Source organism: Ramlibacter cellulosilyticus (genome assembly GCF_014297465.1).
Classification (GTDB): domain Bacteria; phylum Pseudomonadota; class Gammaproteobacteria; order Burkholderiales; family Burkholderiaceae_C; genus Ramlibacter; species Ramlibacter cellulosilyticus.
Map to the genome: position 1 here is coordinate 302,288 of NZ_JACORT010000003.1, position 15,798 is coordinate 318,085.

General features: G+C 69.6%; 14 protein-coding genes and 2 tRNA genes. 11 read left to right on the forward strand and 5 right to left on the reverse strand.

What is annotated here, in order from left to right; translation table 11 throughout:
• Position 1 precedes the first annotated feature (1 nt).
• The 4 genes from H8N03_RS10125 to H8N03_RS10140 all read left to right on the forward strand — a co-directional run bounded on the left by H8N03_RS10125 (position 2) and on the right by H8N03_RS10140 (position 1,702).
• Positions 2 to 78: transfer RNA gene (locus H8N03_RS10125), tRNA-Val, on the forward strand.
• A 211-nt stretch (positions 79 to 289) separates the two neighbouring features.
• A complete protein-coding gene (locus H8N03_RS10130; RefSeq protein ID WP_187076041.1) occupies positions 290 to 667 on the forward strand; it encodes a hypothetical protein in 378 nt (125 codons plus the stop codon).
• Positions 668 to 799: 132 nt separating this feature from the next.
• Positions 800 to 1,360, forward strand: coding sequence for a YSC84-related protein (locus H8N03_RS10135; RefSeq protein ID WP_187076042.1), 561 nt, complete (start codon positions 800 to 802; stop codon positions 1,358 to 1,360).
• Between the two features lie 96 nt (positions 1,361 to 1,456).
• A complete protein-coding gene (locus H8N03_RS10140) occupies positions 1,457 to 1,702 on the forward strand; it encodes an SHOCT domain-containing protein (RefSeq protein ID WP_222622922.1) in 246 nt (81 codons plus the stop codon).
• A gap of 27 nt (positions 1,703 to 1,729) precedes the next feature.
• Here H8N03_RS10140 and H8N03_RS10145 read toward each other — a convergent pair whose 3' ends face one another.
• Positions 1,730 to 2,863, reverse strand: a complete 1,134-nt coding sequence (locus H8N03_RS10145) for a C40 family peptidase (RefSeq protein ID WP_187076043.1) — start codon at positions 2,861 to 2,863, stop codon at positions 1,730 to 1,732.
• Positions 2,864 to 3,049: 186 nt separating this feature from the next.
• Between H8N03_RS10145 and H8N03_RS10150 the strand changes: the two genes are divergently transcribed.
• The 4 genes from H8N03_RS10150 (at position 3,050) to rimO (ending at position 7,162) form a co-directional block, all read left to right on the forward strand.
• On the forward strand, positions 3,050 to 4,678 hold the full coding sequence (locus H8N03_RS10150; protein ID WP_187076044.1) for a mechanosensitive ion channel family protein: 1,629 nt from the start codon (positions 3,050 to 3,052) through the stop codon (positions 4,676 to 4,678).
• Positions 4,679 to 4,712: 34 nt separating this feature from the next.
• Positions 4,713 to 5,111 carry a hypothetical protein gene (locus H8N03_RS10155; RefSeq protein ID WP_187076045.1) on the forward strand — a complete coding sequence of 133 codons (399 nt, stop codon included), beginning with the start codon at positions 4,713 to 4,715 and terminating at the stop codon, positions 5,109 to 5,111.
• 121 nt (positions 5,112 to 5,232) lie between these two features.
• Positions 5,233 to 5,742 (forward strand): polyhydroxyalkanoate synthesis repressor PhaR, encoded by a 510-nt coding sequence (gene phaR / locus H8N03_RS10160; RefSeq protein WP_187076046.1) that lies wholly within the window; start codon positions 5,233 to 5,235, stop codon positions 5,740 to 5,742.
• Between the two features lie 28 nt (positions 5,743 to 5,770).
• Complete coding sequence (gene rimO / locus H8N03_RS10165; RefSeq protein ID WP_187076047.1) at positions 5,771 to 7,162, forward strand: 30S ribosomal protein S12 methylthiotransferase RimO; 1,392 nt, start codon at positions 5,771 to 5,773, stop codon at positions 7,160 to 7,162.
• A gap of 203 nt (positions 7,163 to 7,365) precedes the next feature.
• Here rimO and H8N03_RS10170 read toward each other — a convergent pair.
• Positions 7,366 to 7,450: transfer RNA gene (locus H8N03_RS10170), tRNA-Leu, on the reverse strand.
• Positions 7,451 to 7,468: 18 nt separating this feature from the next.
• Between H8N03_RS10170 and rnr the strand changes: the two genes are divergently transcribed.
• Both rnr and H8N03_RS10180 read left to right on the forward strand, forming a co-directional pair.
• Positions 7,469 to 9,730 (forward strand): ribonuclease R, encoded by a 2,262-nt coding sequence (gene rnr / locus H8N03_RS10175; RefSeq protein WP_187076048.1) that lies wholly within the window; start codon positions 7,469 to 7,471, stop codon positions 9,728 to 9,730.
• 28 nt (positions 9,731 to 9,758) lie between these two features.
• On the forward strand, positions 9,759 to 10,520 hold the full coding sequence (locus tag H8N03_RS10180; protein ID WP_187076049.1) for an SDR family oxidoreductase: 762 nt from the start codon (positions 9,759 to 9,761) through the stop codon (positions 10,518 to 10,520).
• A gap of 70 nt (positions 10,521 to 10,590) precedes the next feature.
• Here the strand turns inward: H8N03_RS10180 and H8N03_RS10185 are convergent, their stop codons facing one another.
• From H8N03_RS10185 to H8N03_RS10195, 3 genes are all read right to left on the reverse strand, one after another.
• A complete protein-coding gene (locus tag H8N03_RS10185) occupies positions 10,591 to 12,024 on the reverse strand; it encodes an NAD(P)H-hydrate dehydratase (RefSeq protein ID WP_187076050.1) in 1,434 nt (477 codons plus the stop codon).
• A 158-nt stretch (positions 12,025 to 12,182) separates the two neighbouring features.
• Positions 12,183 to 13,457, reverse strand: coding sequence for a D-amino acid dehydrogenase (locus H8N03_RS10190; RefSeq protein ID WP_187076051.1), 1,275 nt, complete (start codon positions 13,455 to 13,457; stop codon positions 12,183 to 12,185).
• On the reverse strand, positions 13,457 to 14,797 hold the full coding sequence (locus H8N03_RS10195; RefSeq protein ID WP_187076052.1) for an amidase: 1,341 nt from the start codon (positions 14,795 to 14,797) through the stop codon (positions 13,457 to 13,459). Before H8N03_RS10195 ends, H8N03_RS10190 begins: the two co-directional genes overlap by 1 nt.
• Positions 14,798 to 14,976: 179 nt before the next feature.
• Here H8N03_RS10195 and rpsB point away from each other — a divergent pair, with 179 nt between their 5' ends.
• Positions 14,977 to 15,729 (forward strand): 30S ribosomal protein S2, encoded by a 753-nt coding sequence (gene rpsB / locus H8N03_RS10200; protein WP_187076053.1) that lies wholly within the window; start codon positions 14,977 to 14,979, stop codon positions 15,727 to 15,729.
• The last annotated feature ends 69 nt before the right edge of the window (positions 15,730 to 15,798 follow it).

Genomic DNA, 15,798 nt, shown 5'->3' on the forward strand with positions numbered 1-15,798 from the left:
CAGGCGCGTAGCTCAGCTGGTTAGAGCACCACCTTGACATGGTGGGGGTCGTTGGTTCGAGTCCAATCGCGCCTACCAATTCGAAGGCCCGGAAAGTCCAGTGAATGCTGGGTTTTCCGGGCCTTTCTTCCTGGGGCCCACGCATGCCTCAGCCGCGGCACCTTTACGAAGGAGAGACCGCTTCTTCACCGTCGGGACCTAGCATCGGCCTCGCATGCCATGCAGCCGTCAGGCGCCTCCTGACCTGCGAAGTCCCGTGCAGTGCGTGCGACCGTTCCAGGAGGTACCCGTGGCCAAGCGCGATCGCGACGCAGCGGCGTCCGTCCTGGTCGTCTACCGGCTCGTGGCCAGCCCCGTCCTGCGCGACGAGCATCGGTCCGCGAAGATCCTCGGAGCCCTCGCGCGGATGGAGCTGGGCCCGGTGAGTTGCGCGTGGTTCTCCCGGCGCACCGGGCTCGCGCCGGACGCAGCGCGTGCGCTGCTCGAGGACATCTGCCGGCAACGGTGCGCGCAGCGCATCGAGGTGGCGTGGATGGACTCCGCGCCGGCAGGCGAGGAACCCTCCCGTTCCAGCTGGTTCGACCTGCTCGAGCTGGAGGGTGGCGAGACGCACCGCAGCGGCCGCTTGCAGCGTGTCTTCCAGTTCATCCGTCGAACGCTGGGGTAACGACCCACTTGCGCCACCGAGGTGTCCGCCGCGGCGGGGAGGGACGGCCGCGCCAGTAGGACCTAGGTCCAATGGGGCGGTGCACCCCTGCCTCCGAATAATGCGGACGTCACCTCTTCCGCGGAGAACCCCATGCAAAGACGCCAGATCCTCTTCGTCGTCCCGGCACTCCTCGTGGCCAGCGCCGGCGCCCTCGCCCAGGGTGACAAGGGCACCAAGCAGATGGAGATCAAGACGAAGTCCATGCAGGCGCTGGAGGACTTCTACAAGGCCGATCCCAAGCTGAAGGACGCGGTCGCCAGGGCGCCGGGCTATGCGGTCTTCACCACCTACGGCATCAGCTTCGGCCTCGGCGGGGCCGGGGGCCGGGGCGTCGCCCACGACAACGCCTCGAAGAAGGACACGTACATGAGCATCGCGCAGGCAAGCGCCGGCGTGCAGCTGGGCGCGTCCGACACGCGCTACCTGTTCGTCTTCGACAGCCCCAAGGCCGTGAACGACTTCATCGACAAGGGCTGGGACGCCTCGGCCAGTGCCGCCGCAGGCGCGGGCGCGGGCGGCAGTGCCGCCAACGTCGGCGCGGGCGCGGGCAACGTGCAGGGCGGCAAGTTCTATGCGCTCACCAAGGGCGGCCTGCAGGCCGGGGCCGCGGTGTCGGGGCTCAAGGCGTGGAAGGACAAGGACCTGAACTGAGGTCCGGCGCCTGGCGCATGGCCCGCCGCCCTTGACCTTCGTCAATGGCGGCGAGGCGCAAGCGGTCGATGCTCGGAGTTCTCGGAGGAGCACGCCATGATGTGGGACGGCTGGGGTGGTGGATACGGCTACGGCATGGCCTGGTTCGGGCTGATGCATCTCTTCTGGTGGCTGCTGCTCATTGCGGGCGGTGCGGCGCTGGTGCGCTGGATCTTCCGTGCCGGCGGCGGCGCCCACCATCGCGGGCACGATCGTGCCGTGGCGATCCTGCGCGAGCGCTATGCCCGCGGCGAGATCGACAAGGGCGAGTTCGATGACCGGCTGCGCAACCTGAAGGACTGACGCTCGGGCGGGCTTCCCCGTGCTGCGCTACTCGCCTGCCAGCCAGCGGTAGGTCTGCAACACCCGTCCCTGGTCGCCGAGCAGCCACAACAGCGTTCCCGTCAGTGAGTCGAGGGCAGTCTCGCTGCGCTGCTGATCCAGCTCATCGATCGTGTCCTGCCACTCCGCCTCGTCCCAGGAGCGGCCCGCCAGCAGTTCGGCGTGCAGGCGCCGGATTTCCTCGGCTTCGTCCTCGGTCGCGGCCTGGAAGATGCGCGGCAGGTGCGGGTCCGGCGTGGAGAAGACGATGCCCGGGATGGTGGAGCGGGGTTCCACGCCGAGCCCCAGAGGCACCCGGAATTTCTGCAATGCGGCCATCAACGCTTCGTCCACGGAACGTGCTGCCTGCCTGTCGGAGTGGAACACGCTCGTCATCTGCCTGACGGCGTCGAAGTAGTGGTACGGCGGCCGGAAGCAGGCGTGCTGCTCCATCGCTGCCTCTGCGAGGGCAAGCGCTTCACGCTCGAAGGTTTCCGCGGAAACCTGCGGCAACCCACCGGCTGGTGCGCTGGGGATGCTCCACGCCGGCTGCATCTCTGCCAAGGCATGGTGGATCGCGCGCTTCGCCGCCAGCCGCTTTGCCTCTGGCACAGGCTCGAGTGCCCGGGACTTCAGGAGATCGCCGGGCGTGATGGCTTGCGCCGGCCTTGCGCGGCTCATGAGTCCCGCTGCGCCGAGCGCCTCCGCGACGAGCTGCGAGCAAAAGCGTCCTGGATCGTCCGAGGCCCTGCAGAACGGTGCAACCGCTCCCAACGCGCCCCGAACGGAATACGGCCGGTACACGAGGGAGCGGGCGACCTTCGACGCGTGCAGCAGTTGGTCGTGCGCAGCGGCAATGGGGCGGCGGACCTCCACCGCCGAATCCGCCGCATACACGAAGGAGCGCACGTGAAGCCTGCGAACTCCCTGGTCGACCGCCTCGACGATGAAGCCCCCTCCCACGTGGATCGCAGCATGGCTTGCGGAGCTGAGGGTGAAGGCCCGTATGCCGAGGCTGACCAGGCTCCTGCCCCTGGTGACGACCACGTCGCCTGGTTGAAGCTTCGTCGGATCCAGCACGCATGCGGTTCCGGTGTCGCCCGGAAGAACCGAGGAACGAAGGAACCTGCTTGCGGCACGCATGGGGAGGTTCTCCAGTGTCCAGGGGGACATGTTCGCGCCCCCAGCCCAGTCGCGGTCGTACGCCACTCGTCCTGCCCGGTCAATCCTCGGGATTTGCTGTTCACGGGCGCGGCGCGGCGCTTCCCCTCGTCCCGATTGGCCGCCGGGGCGCGCAGCGGCAAAGTCGGCTCAGCACCGATCTGCCCCATGCGTTCCCTGCTGGCCGTCCTCCTCTTCCTGCTGGCGCGCGCCGCGCTCGCGGCCGACGCCGCGCCGCCGCAGGAGGCGGTGCTGAGCGTGTGGAACCGGACGGTCGCCGTGTTCCGTTCCGATTTCCTCGGCGTCCCGCCGGCCGATCGCGCGCGGCGGGCGCAGCGCGCGATCGAGGAAACGCTGGCGGGCGGCGGTCCCGGCGAGGTGGGCGTGCAGCAGGTGCCGCAAGGGCGCGTGGTCTCGATCGACGGCAGCATGGTCCTGGTCCTCACCCCGCAGGACGTCGACGTGCTGCGCGGCGAATCGCTGGACCAGGCGACGCGCGGCACGGTGGCCGCGCTCACCCGCGTGATCGCCGAGACGCGCGAGGCCCGCGACCGCGGGCGGCTGCTGCGCGCCGCGGGCTACGCGCTGGTGGCGACCGCGCTCTACGCGCTGGCGATCTGGGGCGTGGTGCGGGTGCGCAGTGCGATGACCGCACGTGCCGCCGCCTGGGTGGAATCCGCCGCCCAGCGCAGCGCGGGGGCGCGCATGTCCCTGTTGCAGGGCCCGCGCGTGCAGCTGGCCCTGCGCTGGTTGCTGCGTGCCGCTTCCTGGGTGCTGCTGCTGGCCCTGACGTACAACTGGCTGGTGTACGTGCTGCAGCAGTTCCCGCGCACGCGCGCGGCCGGCGAGCAGCTCGGCTCCTTCGTGCTGGGCATCGGCGAGCAGATCGGCGGCGGCGTCGTGCACGCCTTGCCGGACCTCGCGGTCGCCGGCGTCATCTTCCTGCTGGCGCGCGGCGCGGTCGGACTGCTCAAGCCCGTGTTCGACCGCGCGGAGCAGGGCACCGGCCAGTTCGGCTGGCTGGACCGCGACCTCGCGCGGCCCACGCGCCGGCTGGTCAACCTGTCGCTGTGGCTGTTCGCGATCGTGATGGCCTATCCCTACCTGCCCGGATCGCAGACGGAAGCGTTCAAGGGCGTCTCGGTCCTCGTGGGCCTGATGGTCACGCTGGGCGGCTCCAGCCTGTTCGGCCAGGCCGCGAGCGGCATGATCCTGATGTACACGCGGACCATGCGCATCGGCGAGTACGTCCGCGTGGGCACCACGGAGGGCACCGTGGTGGGCCTCGGCACCTTCACCACCCGCATCCGCACCGGGCTCGGCGACGAGGTCACGCTGCCCAACGCGCTGGTCATGGGCAGCGTCATCTCGAACTACTCGCGCGCCGCGCAGGGGGCGGGCTACATGGTCGAGACGGGCGTGACCATCGGCTACGACACGGCCTGGCGCGAAGTGGAGGCGATGCTGCTCGAGGCGGCCCGGCGCACGCCCGGCGTGCTGGCGCAGCCCGCGGCGCGCGTGCTGCAGCGGGCGCTGGGAGATTTCTACGTGGACTACCGGCTGGTGTGCCAGGCGATGCCGGAAAACCCGCGCGAGCGCGCCGAGGTGCTGCACACGCTGCATGCCAACGTGCTGGACGTGTTCAACGAACGCGGCGTGCAGATCATGTCGCCGCACTACATGGTGGACCCGGCCGAGCCGAAGATCGTGCCGCCCACGCATGCTGCCGGCCGGCCTCGACCGGCGGTGCATGGATCGTCGGAAAGGAGTATCGCGACGCGCCCTGCCGGTTCGTAGAGTGCCCGGCACACATCGTCGACCCTATCCGTTCATGAAGCACCTCGCCTGCGGCCTCGCCGCGCTCGCCCTCCTGTCTTCCGTCGCTGACGCCGCGATCCAGCCCCTCAGCGTGCTCACGAAGCGCGGCGGCCCCCTGGAGACGGGGACCTACTCCTGCCGCCAGCAGTACAACCAGGCCGGCTACACGTACAAGGTCGTGGAGTTCAACAGCCCCACGCAGTACGCGTGGGTGCATGGCGGCAAGAAGGCCGGCAGCATGAAATACGACACGGGCAGCGGCAAGATCACCTTCACCGGCGGGCCGCTGGGCAAGGGCTTCGAGGCGCACGCCGGGCATCGCGCCGACGGCCAGCCGGTGATCATCCTCGTGGACACCGACCTCGCGCCCAAGGCCGACGCTTACGATTACTGCACGCGCAGGAAGTCCTGAAGCACGCGCGGCGGGCCGGGGAACCGTAAGGGTTCCCCCCCGGCCCGGCCGTGGGGCACCTCCCTAGAATCTGCTGCAACGCAACAGCGTGGGCCGAGATCCGCGCAGAGGAGCCCCGTTCGTGACCAGCAAGAAAGCCAACGGCCAGGCCAAGCCGGCCCAGCGCGTGATCAAGAAGTACCCGAACCGGCGGCTGTACGACACCGACACGTCCACCTACATCACGCTCGCCGAGGTGAAGCAGCTCGTGCTGGACGCCGAGCCCTTCGTGGTGCGCGACGCGAAGACCAACGAGGACCTCACGCGCAGCATCCTGCTGCAGATCATCCTGGAGGAAGAGGCGGGCGGCGCGCCCATGTTCAGCGAGGCCGCGCTGGCCAACATCATCCGCTTCTACGGCCATGCGATGCAGGGCTTCATGGGCAGCTACCTGGAGAAGAACGTCCAGGCCTTCACGGACATGCAGGCGCAGCTCGCCGAGCAGACGAAGAACTTCACGCCCGAGATGTGGATGCAGTTCATGAACATGCCCAACCCGATGACGGGCGGCATGGGGATGTTCGAGAAGATGCAGGAGCAGATGCAGAAGAACACCGAGCAGATGCTCGGCGCATTCGGCATCAAGAAATAGGTCTTTCCGCTTCGGGGACAATACGGGGATGAGCGACCTCCTCGCCCCGGACACCCCTGCCTCTGCCGTGCCCAAGGTGGGCTTCGTCAGCCTCGGCTGTCCCAAGGCCCTGACCGATTCCGAACTGATCCTCACGCAACTGAGCGCCGAGGGCTATGCCACGTCCAAGACCTTCGAGGGCGCGGACCTGGTGATCGTCAACACCTGCGGTTTCATCGACGACGCGGTCAAGGAAAGCCTGGACACCATCGGCGAGGCGCTGTCGGCCAACGGCAAGGTCATCGTCACGGGCTGCCTGGGCGCGCGCGCGGGCGACAAGACCGACAACATGGTCCGCGAGATCCATCCGTCCGTGCTGGCCGTGACCGGCCCGCATGCGACGCAGGAAGTGATGGACGCGGTGCACGCCCACCTGCCCAAGCCGCACGATCCCTTCGTGGACCTCGTGCCGGCCGCGGGCATCAAGCTCACGCCGAAGCACTACGCGTACCTGAAGATCAGCGAGGGTTGCAACCACCGCTGCACCTTCTGCATCATCCCCTCGATGCGGGGCGACCTGGTGAGCCGCCCCATCGGCGACGTGCTGAAGGAAGCGAAGGCGCTGTTCGAAGGCGGCGTGAAGGAACTGCTGGTGGTGAGCCAGGACACGTCTGCCTACGGCGTGGACGTGAAGTACCGCACCGGCTTCTTCGACGGCCGCCCGGTGCGCACGCGCATGCTGGAACTGGTGCAGGCGCTCGGCGAGCTGGCGGAACCGCACGGCGCGTGGGTGCGCTTGCATTACGTGTACCCGTACCCACATGTCGACGAGGTGATCCCGCTGATGGCACGCGGCCTCGTGCTGCCGTACCTGGACGTCCCCTTCCAGCACAGCCACCCCGAGGTGCTGCGCCGGATGAAGCGTCCCGCGAGCGGCGAGAAGAACCTGGAGCGCATCGCGCGCTGGCGCGAGATGTGCCCCGAGCTCGTGGTGCGCAGCACCTTCATCGCCGGCTTCCCCGGCGAGACGGGGGAGGAGTTCCAGCACCTGCTGGACTTCGTGCGCGAGGCGCAGATCGACCGCGCGGGCTGCTTCGCGTACAGCCCCGTGGAAGGCGCCGCCGCCAACGAGCTGCCCGGCATGCTGCCGCAGGAAGTGCGCGAGGAGCGCCGTGCGCGCTTCATGGCCGTGGCGGAGCAGGTCTCGGCCGAGCGCCTGAAGCGCCGCGTGGGCGCGACCATGCAGGTGCTGGTGGACTCGGCCCCGGCGCTCGGCCGCAAGGGCGGTCTGGGGCGCAGCTACGCGGATGCGCCGGAGATCGACGGCACCGTGCGCCTGCTGCCGCCCGCGAAGCTCAGCAAGCGGCTCGCCGTGGGCGAGTTCACGAAGGCGCGGATCGTGGCGACCGAAGGCCACGACCTGATTGCCGAGCCGATCTGACCGCGCTCCCCCGCTCGTCATCCCCGCGGAGGCGGGGACCCAGGGCGTCCATGAAACGGCCCGCAACGCGGGCCTTCTCGAGGGAGCCCTGGGTTCCCGCCTCCGCGGGAATGACGGAAGATCGCAGCGATGCTGCGGAAAATATCTCCAGAAACAACAAAGCCGGCTTGTGCCGGCTTTATGATGCCTCTCGTTGCGAGAGTTGGTGCCCAGGAGAGGACTCGAACCTCCACGATGTTACTCGCTAGTACCTGAAACTAGTGCGTCTACCAATTCCGCCACCTGGGCATTTCAGGAAAAACAAGATTGTACATTAAAAACGTAGAGCGAAACAACGGTGCCGGACTTCTCGACGAGATCGAGGGCGTGGTCCAGGGGCACCGCGATGGCCACGGATACGTGGTCCGCGATGACGGCGAAGCCGACATCTACCTTCCCCCCAACGAGATGCGCGCGGTGCTGCACCGCGACCGCGTGCGGGCCCGCATCGTGCGGCACGACCGCAAGGGCCGGCCCGAAGGGCGCGTCGTCGAGATCATCGAGCGGCCGCCGCATCCCATCATCGGCCGCCTGCTGCACGAAAGCGGCGTCTGGCTCGTCGCGCCCGAAGACAAGCGCTACGGCCAGGACGTGCTGATCCCCAAGGGCGCCACGGGCCTCGCGAAGGCGGGCCAGGTGGTGGTCGTGGAACTCACCGAGCCGCCGAGCCTGTACGGGCAACCCGTGGGGCGCGTGAAGGAAGTGCTGGGCGAGGTCGACGACCCCGGCATGGAGATCGAGATCGCCGTGCGCAAGTACGGCGTGCCGCACGAGTTCTCCGAGGCCTGCATCGCGCAGGCGCGCTCGTTGCCGGACAAGGTGCGCCCGCAGGACCACCGCAAGCGCGTGGACCTCACCGACGTGCCCCTGGTCACCATCGACGGCGAGGACGCGCGCGACTTCGACGACGCGGTGTACTGCGAACCCGCCAAGGTGGGCCGCGGCAAGGGCTGGCGCCTGCTGGTCGCGATCGCGGACGTCAGCAACTACGTGGAGACGGGCAGCCCGCTGGACGTGGACGCCTACGAGCGCGCGACCAGCGTGTACTTCCCGCGCCGCGTGATCCCCATGCTGCCGGAGAAGCTGTCCAACGGGCTGTGCTCGCTCAACCCCGAGGTCGAGCGCCTGTGCATGGTCTGCGACATGCTGATCACGGCCGCGGGCGAGATCCACGCGTACCAGTTCTATCCCGCCGTCATGTACAGCCATGCGCGCATGACGTACACGGAGGTGGCGGCCATCCTGGCGAACACGCGCGGCCCCGAGGCCAACCGCCGCAAGGACCTGGTGCCGCACTTCCTGAACCTGTCGGACGTGTACCGGGCGCTGCTGAAGGCGCGCAACGCCCGCGGCGCGGTGGACTTCGACACGGTGGAAACGCAGATCATCTGCGACGAGAACGGCCGCATCGAGCAGATCGTGCCGCGCGTGCGGAACGACGCGCACAAGCTGATCGAGGAGGCGATGCTCGCCGCCAACGTCTGCTCCGCGGACTTCATCCTGCAGGCGGAGACGCCCGGCCTGTACCGTGTGCACGAAGGGCCGACGCCGGAGAAGAAGGAGATCCTGCGCAACTACCTGAAGGCCATGGGCGTCGGCATGACGATCTCCGACGACCCGTCGCCGGGCGAGTTCCAGAAGATCGCGCTGGCCACCAAGGACCGGCCGGACGCGCAGCAGATCAGCACGATGCTGCTGCGCTCCATGCAGCAGGCGATCTACAGCCCGCACAACAGCGGCCACTTCGGCCTGGCCTACGAGGCCTACACGCACTTCACCAGCCCGATCCGCCGTTATCCGGACCTGCTGGTGCACCGCGTGATCAAGGCGATCCTGGCGAAGGACCGCTACCAGCTGCCGACGCTGCCGACCCCGGGCGAGGCGCACGAGAAGCTGGCGCGGCGCCTCGCCGCGCGCGCGTCGCCGCCCACGCAGCGCCTGCAGCAGAAGGTGAAGGCTTCGCCGCGCGAGATGCAGGCCTGGGAAGCCGCGGGCTTCCACTGCAGCGCCAACGAACGCCGCGCCGACGAGGCCAGCCGCGACGTCGAGGCCTGGCTCAAGTGCAAGTACATGCGCGACCACCTCGGCGAGGAGTACTCCGGCGTCGTGACCGCGGCCACGTCCTTCGGCATCTTCGTCACGCTCGATGCGATGTACGTCGAGGGGCTGGTGCACATCACCGAACTCGGGGGCGAGTACTTCAAGTTCGACGAGGCGCGGCAGGAGCTGCGCGGCGAGCGCACCGGCATCCGCTACGCCATCGGCACGCGCCTGCGCGTGCAGGTGAGCCGCGTGGACCTGGACGGCCGCAAGATCGACTTCCGCCTGGTGCGCGAGGACGAGGAGTTCCTCGCCCGCGCCATGAAGGAGAAGGGCGTCGCGGCCCGCGACGGCGAACCGGCCAAGGCGACCGCCAAGCGCGCCGCCAAGAAGGCGGCCGGGAAGGTCGCGAAGGCGCCCAAGCAGGTGGTGCGCGCCGCCAAGAAGGCGGCCGCGAAGGCCAAGGCGCCGCGCAAGACGCGGCGCTGATCCAACGAGACGAAGAGGAGACACCCCCATGGCAGTCCATTCCGCGGCGACCGGCAAGGTCGCGATCGTCACCGGCGGTGGCACGGGCATCGGCAAGGCGGCCGCATTGGCGCTGCTGGGCGCGGGCTGGCGCGTGGCCCTGGCCGGGCGCCGGGCCGAGCCGCTGCAGGAGGTGGCGAAAGGCTTTCCGAACCAGGCGCTGCCGGTGCCGACCGACATGACCGACCCGGACGCGGTGCGCGCCTTGTTCGACGAGACGGTGAAGGCCTTCGGCCGGGTGGACCTGCTGTTCAACAACGCGGGCCGCGGCCTGCCGGCGAACCCGCTGGAGGACATGTCCGTCGCCGACTGGAAGGCGGTGGTGGATACCAACCTCAACGGCATGTTCTACGGCATCCAGAACGCCTTTCGCGTGATGAAGGCGCAGGACCCCAAGGGCGGCCGCATCATCAACAACGGCTCGATCTCCGCGCATGCGCCGCGGCCGCATTCGATCGCCTACACGGCGACCAAGCACGCAGTCACGGGGCTCACGAAGGCGGCATCGCTGGACGGCCGCCGCTACGACATCGCCGTGGGGCAGATCGACATCGGCAACGCGCTGACGGACCTCGCCGCGCGCATGGCCAAGGGCGTGCCGCAGGCCAATGGCGAGATCGCCGTGGAGCCGCTGATGGACGTGGACATCGTCGGGCAGTCGGTGCTGTACATGGCGAGCCTGCCGCTGGAGGCGAACATCCTGTTCCACACCGTGATGGCGACGAAGATGCCGTTCGTGGGGCGCGGGTAGGGCGCGGTTGTGGCGGATACGAAGACCGCCGTCACGTAGGCTGGGTTGCGCGAAGCGCACCCCAGCAACGTCACGCCACGCGTGACGCCAACCCCGCCGCGGTCAGCGCCTCCCCTACCGGCCACGCATCCGCCGCGGCCCCATGCTGGTACGCCGCGCCGCTGGCGGCATCGAAGCTTCCTTCGCCATTCGCCAGCCGCGCGGCGACCATCCCCGCGAGCACGTCCCCCGTGCCCGCGATCGCGAGCCGCGCATTCCCCGTCGGGTTGATGCGCACGTTCCCGTCCGGCGCGGCGATCACGCTCCCCGACCCCTTCAGCAGCACCACGCATCCGAAGCGCCGCGCCAGGTCTCGCGCGGCAGCGAGGCGGTTCGCCTGCACGTCCGCGGTGCTCAGCTCCAGCAACCGCGCCGCTTCGAGCGGATGCGGCGTGAGCACGGTCTTCGCCCCCCGCCCGCCGCGAGCGGCGAGCTGCGCCTGGAACGACGTGTCGGCCGCGACGGCGTTGAGCGCATCGGCGTCCAGCACCAGCGCATCCGCCGCGAGGGCCCGCGGCATCGCGGCACGCACCGCCTCGCCGCCGCCGCACCCGCAGGCCACGGTCCTGTCCGCGAGATCGAGACTGTCCCACGGACGCACCATCAGGTCCGGCTGCTGCAAATCGAGCGCGGGCGCATCCGCATCGAGGAAACCCACGAACACGCGTCCCGCGCCGTGGTGCAGGGCGGCGCGCGCGCAGAGCAGGGCGGCGCCCGCCATGCCGGGCGCGCCGCCGATCACGGCGACGTCCCCGTAGCTTCCCTTGTGCGTGGCGTGCAGGCGCGCAGTGACCGCGGGCGGCGGGGACAGGTGCGCTGCGGGCGCGCTGCCGTCCCCGCCCACCTGCAGGTCGTCGAACCACACCTGTCCCGCGGCGTCGCGGCCCTTCGCCGTGAACAGGCCCGGCTTCAGCGCGAGCAGCGCCAGCGTGTGGGTGGCGCGCACGCAGGTGGTGGCATCGCCGGTGTCCGCGTTCAGGGCGGAGGGCACGTCGACCGCGAGCACGGGCGCGGGGCCGGCATTCATGCGCGCGATCCACTGCAGCAGCATGCCTTCGGGCTTGCGGGTGGCGCCTATGCCCAGCAGGGCGTCGATGGCCAGGTCGAAGTGTTCCGGCGGCTGCGGGGACGAGGCGACGCCCGCGGCGCGCGCGCGTTGCAGCGAGGCGCGGGCGTCCTCGGGTGCGCGTGCTTCCTCGCCGAGCCAGGTGACGATCGGGTGCTTGCCCCACTGCTTCAGGTGCAACGCGGCTTCGAAGCCGTCGCCGCCGTTGTTGCCGGGGCCGCAGGCGATCCAGATCGTGCGTGCATGCGGCGCCACGGCGAGCGCGAGGCGCGCGACGGCGAGGCCGGCGCGTTGCATGAGGGTGTGCGGGGGGAGCGCCGCGGCGGCGCGCTGTTCGAGGCGGCGGATGGCCGCGACGTCGTGGAGGGGCCAGGGGCGGTCGGGGAGGACGCGCTGCATGGGGGGATTGTGCACGGTGGGGTTCGTTTCACTCACCTTCCGTGGCTTCGCCACGCCACCCTACGAAGAGGGCGCCGCCCGAGAAGAGGGCGCCGCCCGAGAAGAGGGCGCCCGCCCGAGAAGAGGGCGCCCGCCCGAGAAGAGGGCGCCCGCCCGGGTCACGCCGTGAGGCGCTCGACGCCCAGCCCTTCGAGGTCCACCTCCGGCGCCCTGGCTCCCATCAGGTCCGCCACCGCGCGGGCGCTGCCGCAGGCAAGCGCCCAGCCGCTGGAGCCGTGGCCGATGTTGATCCACACGCCGGGGATGCCCGTGGCTCCCAGAACGGGCGGGCCGTCGGGCAGCATGGGCCGCGCGCCTTTCCACTCCTGCACCGCGGCGCCGGTGTTGGCCAGCTGCGCGGCGCCGGGGAACCAGTCGTGCAGCACCTTGTACAGGGTCTGGATGGCCGCCGGCCGCTTGTGGTTCGGCTGGCCGCCGATCTCGGCGCTGCCCGCCACGCGCACGCGGTTGCCCAGGCGCGAGATCGCCACCTTGTAGCGGTCGTCCATGACGCCGCTGCGCGGGGCATTCAGCGGCTCGCGGATCGGGGCGCTGATGGAGTAGCCGTGCACGGCCGCGAGCGGCACGCGCAGGCCGACCGGCCTGAGCAATTGCGCGGACGCCATGCCGCTGCACACCACCACCGCGTCGAAGCGCTGCGTGACGGGCACGGCATCGTCGCCGCGCGTGATGCGCAGCACCGTCGGTTGCGCGGTGTCCAGCGGCGCCACCGAGCAGTTGAACTCGAAGCGCGCGCCGAGCGCCTGCGTCTGGTTCTTCAGCAGCAGCGCGAACTGGCGGCAGTTGCCGACCTCGTCGTCGGGCAGGTGGATCGCCCCGGCGAAGTCCGTGTCGGGATTCAGCGCGGGCTCCAGCGTGCGCGCCGTCGCGGCGTCGACCTCCTGGAACTTGACGCCCGCGTCGCGCAGCACCTGCAGCCCGGGCTGCACCAGCTTGCGGTCCTTCTCCGAGCGCAGCAGCACCATGTAGCCCTGCGAGCGGTCGTATTCGAGCTGCAGGTCCTCGGTAAGGCGCCCGAGGCGCATGCGGCTGTAGAAGGCCAGGCGCTGCAGGCGGGAGCGGTTGGCGAGGTAGGTCTCGAGGTCGCACGCGCGGCGCCAGCGCATCATCCAGCGCACCTCGTGCGCGGCGAGCGGCCAGCACACGCGCACCGGCGCATGGCGGCTGAACAGGTAGCGGGCGACCTTGCCGGTCATGCCGGGAGCGGCCCAGGGCGTGACGTAGCCGGGCGCGACCACGCCGGCGTTGGCAAAGCTGGTTTCGAGCGCGGCGGCGCCGTGTCTTTCGAACACGGTCACCTCATGGCCGTCGGCGGTCAGCTCGTACGCTGTGGTCACGCCGATGATGCCGGCGCCCACGATGGCGATTTTCATCAGTTCGGGGAAGCGGAAGACAGCAGATGTTCGATCTGCAGCGAGAGGTTCAGGATCGTATCGTCGCGCATTGCACCATGCCACGCCATGAGGCCCACCGGCAATTCGTCCGGCGCGTGGCAGGGCAGCGACAGCGCGCAGCCGTCCAGCATGTTGACGACGCTGGTGTTGCGCAGCAGGAGGGCGTTCGTCCGGAAGAAGGCCTCGTCGCGTTCGGCGCCGGGGGCGACGTCCGCGATCGCGGGCGCGACCATGGGAACCGTGGGCGACAGCACGGCGTCGTAGCCCGCCAGCGCGGACTCGACCTCGGCGATCCAGGCGGTGCGCGCCTGGTGCAGCTCCACGTACTCCCAGGCCTTCATGTTCGCGCCGCGCTCGATGCGCAGGCGCACGCGCGGGTCGTAGCGGCTGCCCTGCTGCTCCAGCAGGCGGCGATGCCAGGCATAGCTCTCCGCCGCGGTGAAGCCGCCGGTGGACTGGATGGTGCCCAGGTCCTGGATCTGCGTGAGGGCGACTTCGGTGATCTTCGCACCGGCGTGCGCCAGGCGCGAGAGCGTGCGCTCGAAGGCGCGGGCGACGGTCGCGTCCAGGTGGTCCTGCATCTGCGTGCGGGCGATCGCGAGGCGGTAGCCGGAGAGGGGCTTGTCGCTGCGCGCCACCTGGCGGCCGGCGAGGATCTCGTGCGCCAGCACCGCGTCGCGCACGCTGCGCGTCATGGCGCAGACGGTGTCGAGCGTGGAGGACAGCGGGTACGCGCCTTGCAGCGGCGTCAGGCGCGCCGTGTTCTTGAAGCCGACGATGCCGCACAGCGCGGCGGGGATGCGGATCGAGCCGCCCGTGTCCGAGCCCATGCCGATGAAGGCCGCGCCGGTCGCGACCGACACCGCGGCGCCGGACGACGAGCCGCCGGGGATGCGGGGCGTCTTCGGATCGGCCGGGTTGGCCGGCGTGCCGTAGTGCGGGTTGATGCCCACGCCGGAGAACGCGAACTCCGTCATGTTGGTCCGGCCGACCACCACGCCGCCCGCGGCGCGCAGGCGGGCGATGGCCACCGCATCCGACTTCGCGACGGGGGCGTCCTTCAGCGCAACGGACCCCGCCCGCGTGGCCTCGCCCTCGAAGTCGAACAGGTCCTTGATCGACACCGGCAGGCCGTCGAGCGGCGTGCCGGGCGCGGTGCGCTGCGCCTCGGCCAGCGCCGCGTCCCAGCGGGTAGAGACGAAGACGTGCGCGTTCTCGGGTGCCTCGGCCGCGGCCCGGGCGGCCTGCAGCGCGTCGGCCGCGGTGGCGTGGCCCTGGCGGATGCGCTCTCGGGTGCTGTGCAGGTCGGGGCGGGGCATGGATGAGGCAGGGTGGGGAAGAGGGGCCTGTGCTAGAATCTCGCGGTTTTGCTGGACGGCACATGCAAGGTGCGGTGCCATTGTCAGCAAGACAAATCGCGAATCCCGCCCCTCAAAGGTGTCGCATACGAACCGTTGCGATTCAGGCCGGGATTCTAGACCCAACCTTCGGAGCTCCCATGACCGTATCCATGCGTGAAATGCTGGAAGCCGGTGTCCATTTCGGACACCAGACGCGCTTCTGGAACCCCAAGATGGCCCCGTTCATCTTCGGCCATCGCAACAAGATCCACATCATCAACCTCGAAAAGACGTTGCCGATGTTCGAGGAGGCGACCAAGTTCGCCCGGCAACTCGCCGCCAACCGCGGCACGATCCTGATGGTGGGCACCAAGCGCCAGGCGCGCGAGCTCGTCGCGACGGAAGCGGGCCGTGCCGGCATGCCCTTCGTGAACCAGCGCTGGCTGGGCGGCATGCTGACCAACTTCAAGACGGTCAAGACGTCGCTCAAGCGCCTGAAGGACATGAAGGCCCAGCAGGAAGCCGGCCTCGAGTCCATGTCCAAGAAGGAACAGCTGATGTTCCAGCGCGAGCTGGACAAGCTGGAGAAGGACATCGGCGGCATCCAGGACATGAACACCCTGCCGGACGCCCTGTTCATCGTCGACGTCGGCTACCACAAGATCGCCGTCGCCGAAGCGCAGAAGCTGGGCATCCCGATCATCGCGGTGGTGGACTCCAACCACTCGCCCGAGGGCATCGACTACGTCATCCCCGGCAACGACGACTCGGCCAAGGCCGTGACGCTGTACGTCCGCGAGATGGCCGACGCCATCCTCGAAGGCAAGAACAACGCCGTGACCGACGTGCAGCGCGCCGTGTCCGAGGGCGGTGACGAGTTCGTCGAGGTCAAGGAAGGCGCCGCCGCCTGACCTGCCGGCTCCAAGCCGCGACAAGGGGGGCTTTCGGGCCCCCTTTGCTATCGAGAACCAACTGAACTG

Coding starts and splice junctions, on each gene's coding strand:
- H8N03_RS10190 (WP_187076051.1), bottom strand. CDS start 13,457: ATGAAAATCGCCATCGTGGGCGCCGGCATCATCGGCGTGACCACAGCG.
- H8N03_RS10135 (WP_187076042.1), top strand. CDS start 800: ATGCAAAGACGCCAGATCCTCTTCGTCGTCCCGGCACTCCTCGTGGCC.
- H8N03_RS10150 (WP_187076044.1), top strand. CDS start 3,050: ATGCGTTCCCTGCTGGCCGTCCTCCTCTTCCTGCTGGCGCGCGCCGCG.
- rimO (WP_187076047.1), top strand. CDS start 5,771: ATGAGCGACCTCCTCGCCCCGGACACCCCTGCCTCTGCCGTGCCCAAG.
- H8N03_RS10180 (WP_187076049.1), top strand. CDS start 9,759: ATGGCAGTCCATTCCGCGGCGACCGGCAAGGTCGCGATCGTCACCGGC.
- H8N03_RS10140 (WP_222622922.1), top strand. CDS start 1,457: ATGATGTGGGACGGCTGGGGTGGTGGATACGGCTACGGCATGGCCTGG.
- H8N03_RS10155 (WP_187076045.1), top strand. CDS start 4,713: ATGAAGCACCTCGCCTGCGGCCTCGCCGCGCTCGCCCTCCTGTCTTCC.
- H8N03_RS10195 (WP_187076052.1), bottom strand. CDS start 14,797: ATGCCCCGCCCCGACCTGCACAGCACCCGAGAGCGCATCCGCCAGGGC.
- rpsB (WP_187076053.1), top strand. CDS start 14,977: ATGACCGTATCCATGCGTGAAATGCTGGAAGCCGGTGTCCATTTCGGA.
- H8N03_RS10185 (WP_187076050.1), bottom strand. CDS start 12,024: ATGCAGCGCGTCCTCCCCGACCGCCCCTGGCCCCTCCACGACGTCGCG.
- H8N03_RS10145 (WP_187076043.1), bottom strand. CDS start 2,863: ATGCGTGCCGCAAGCAGGTTCCTTCGTTCCTCGGTTCTTCCGGGCGAC.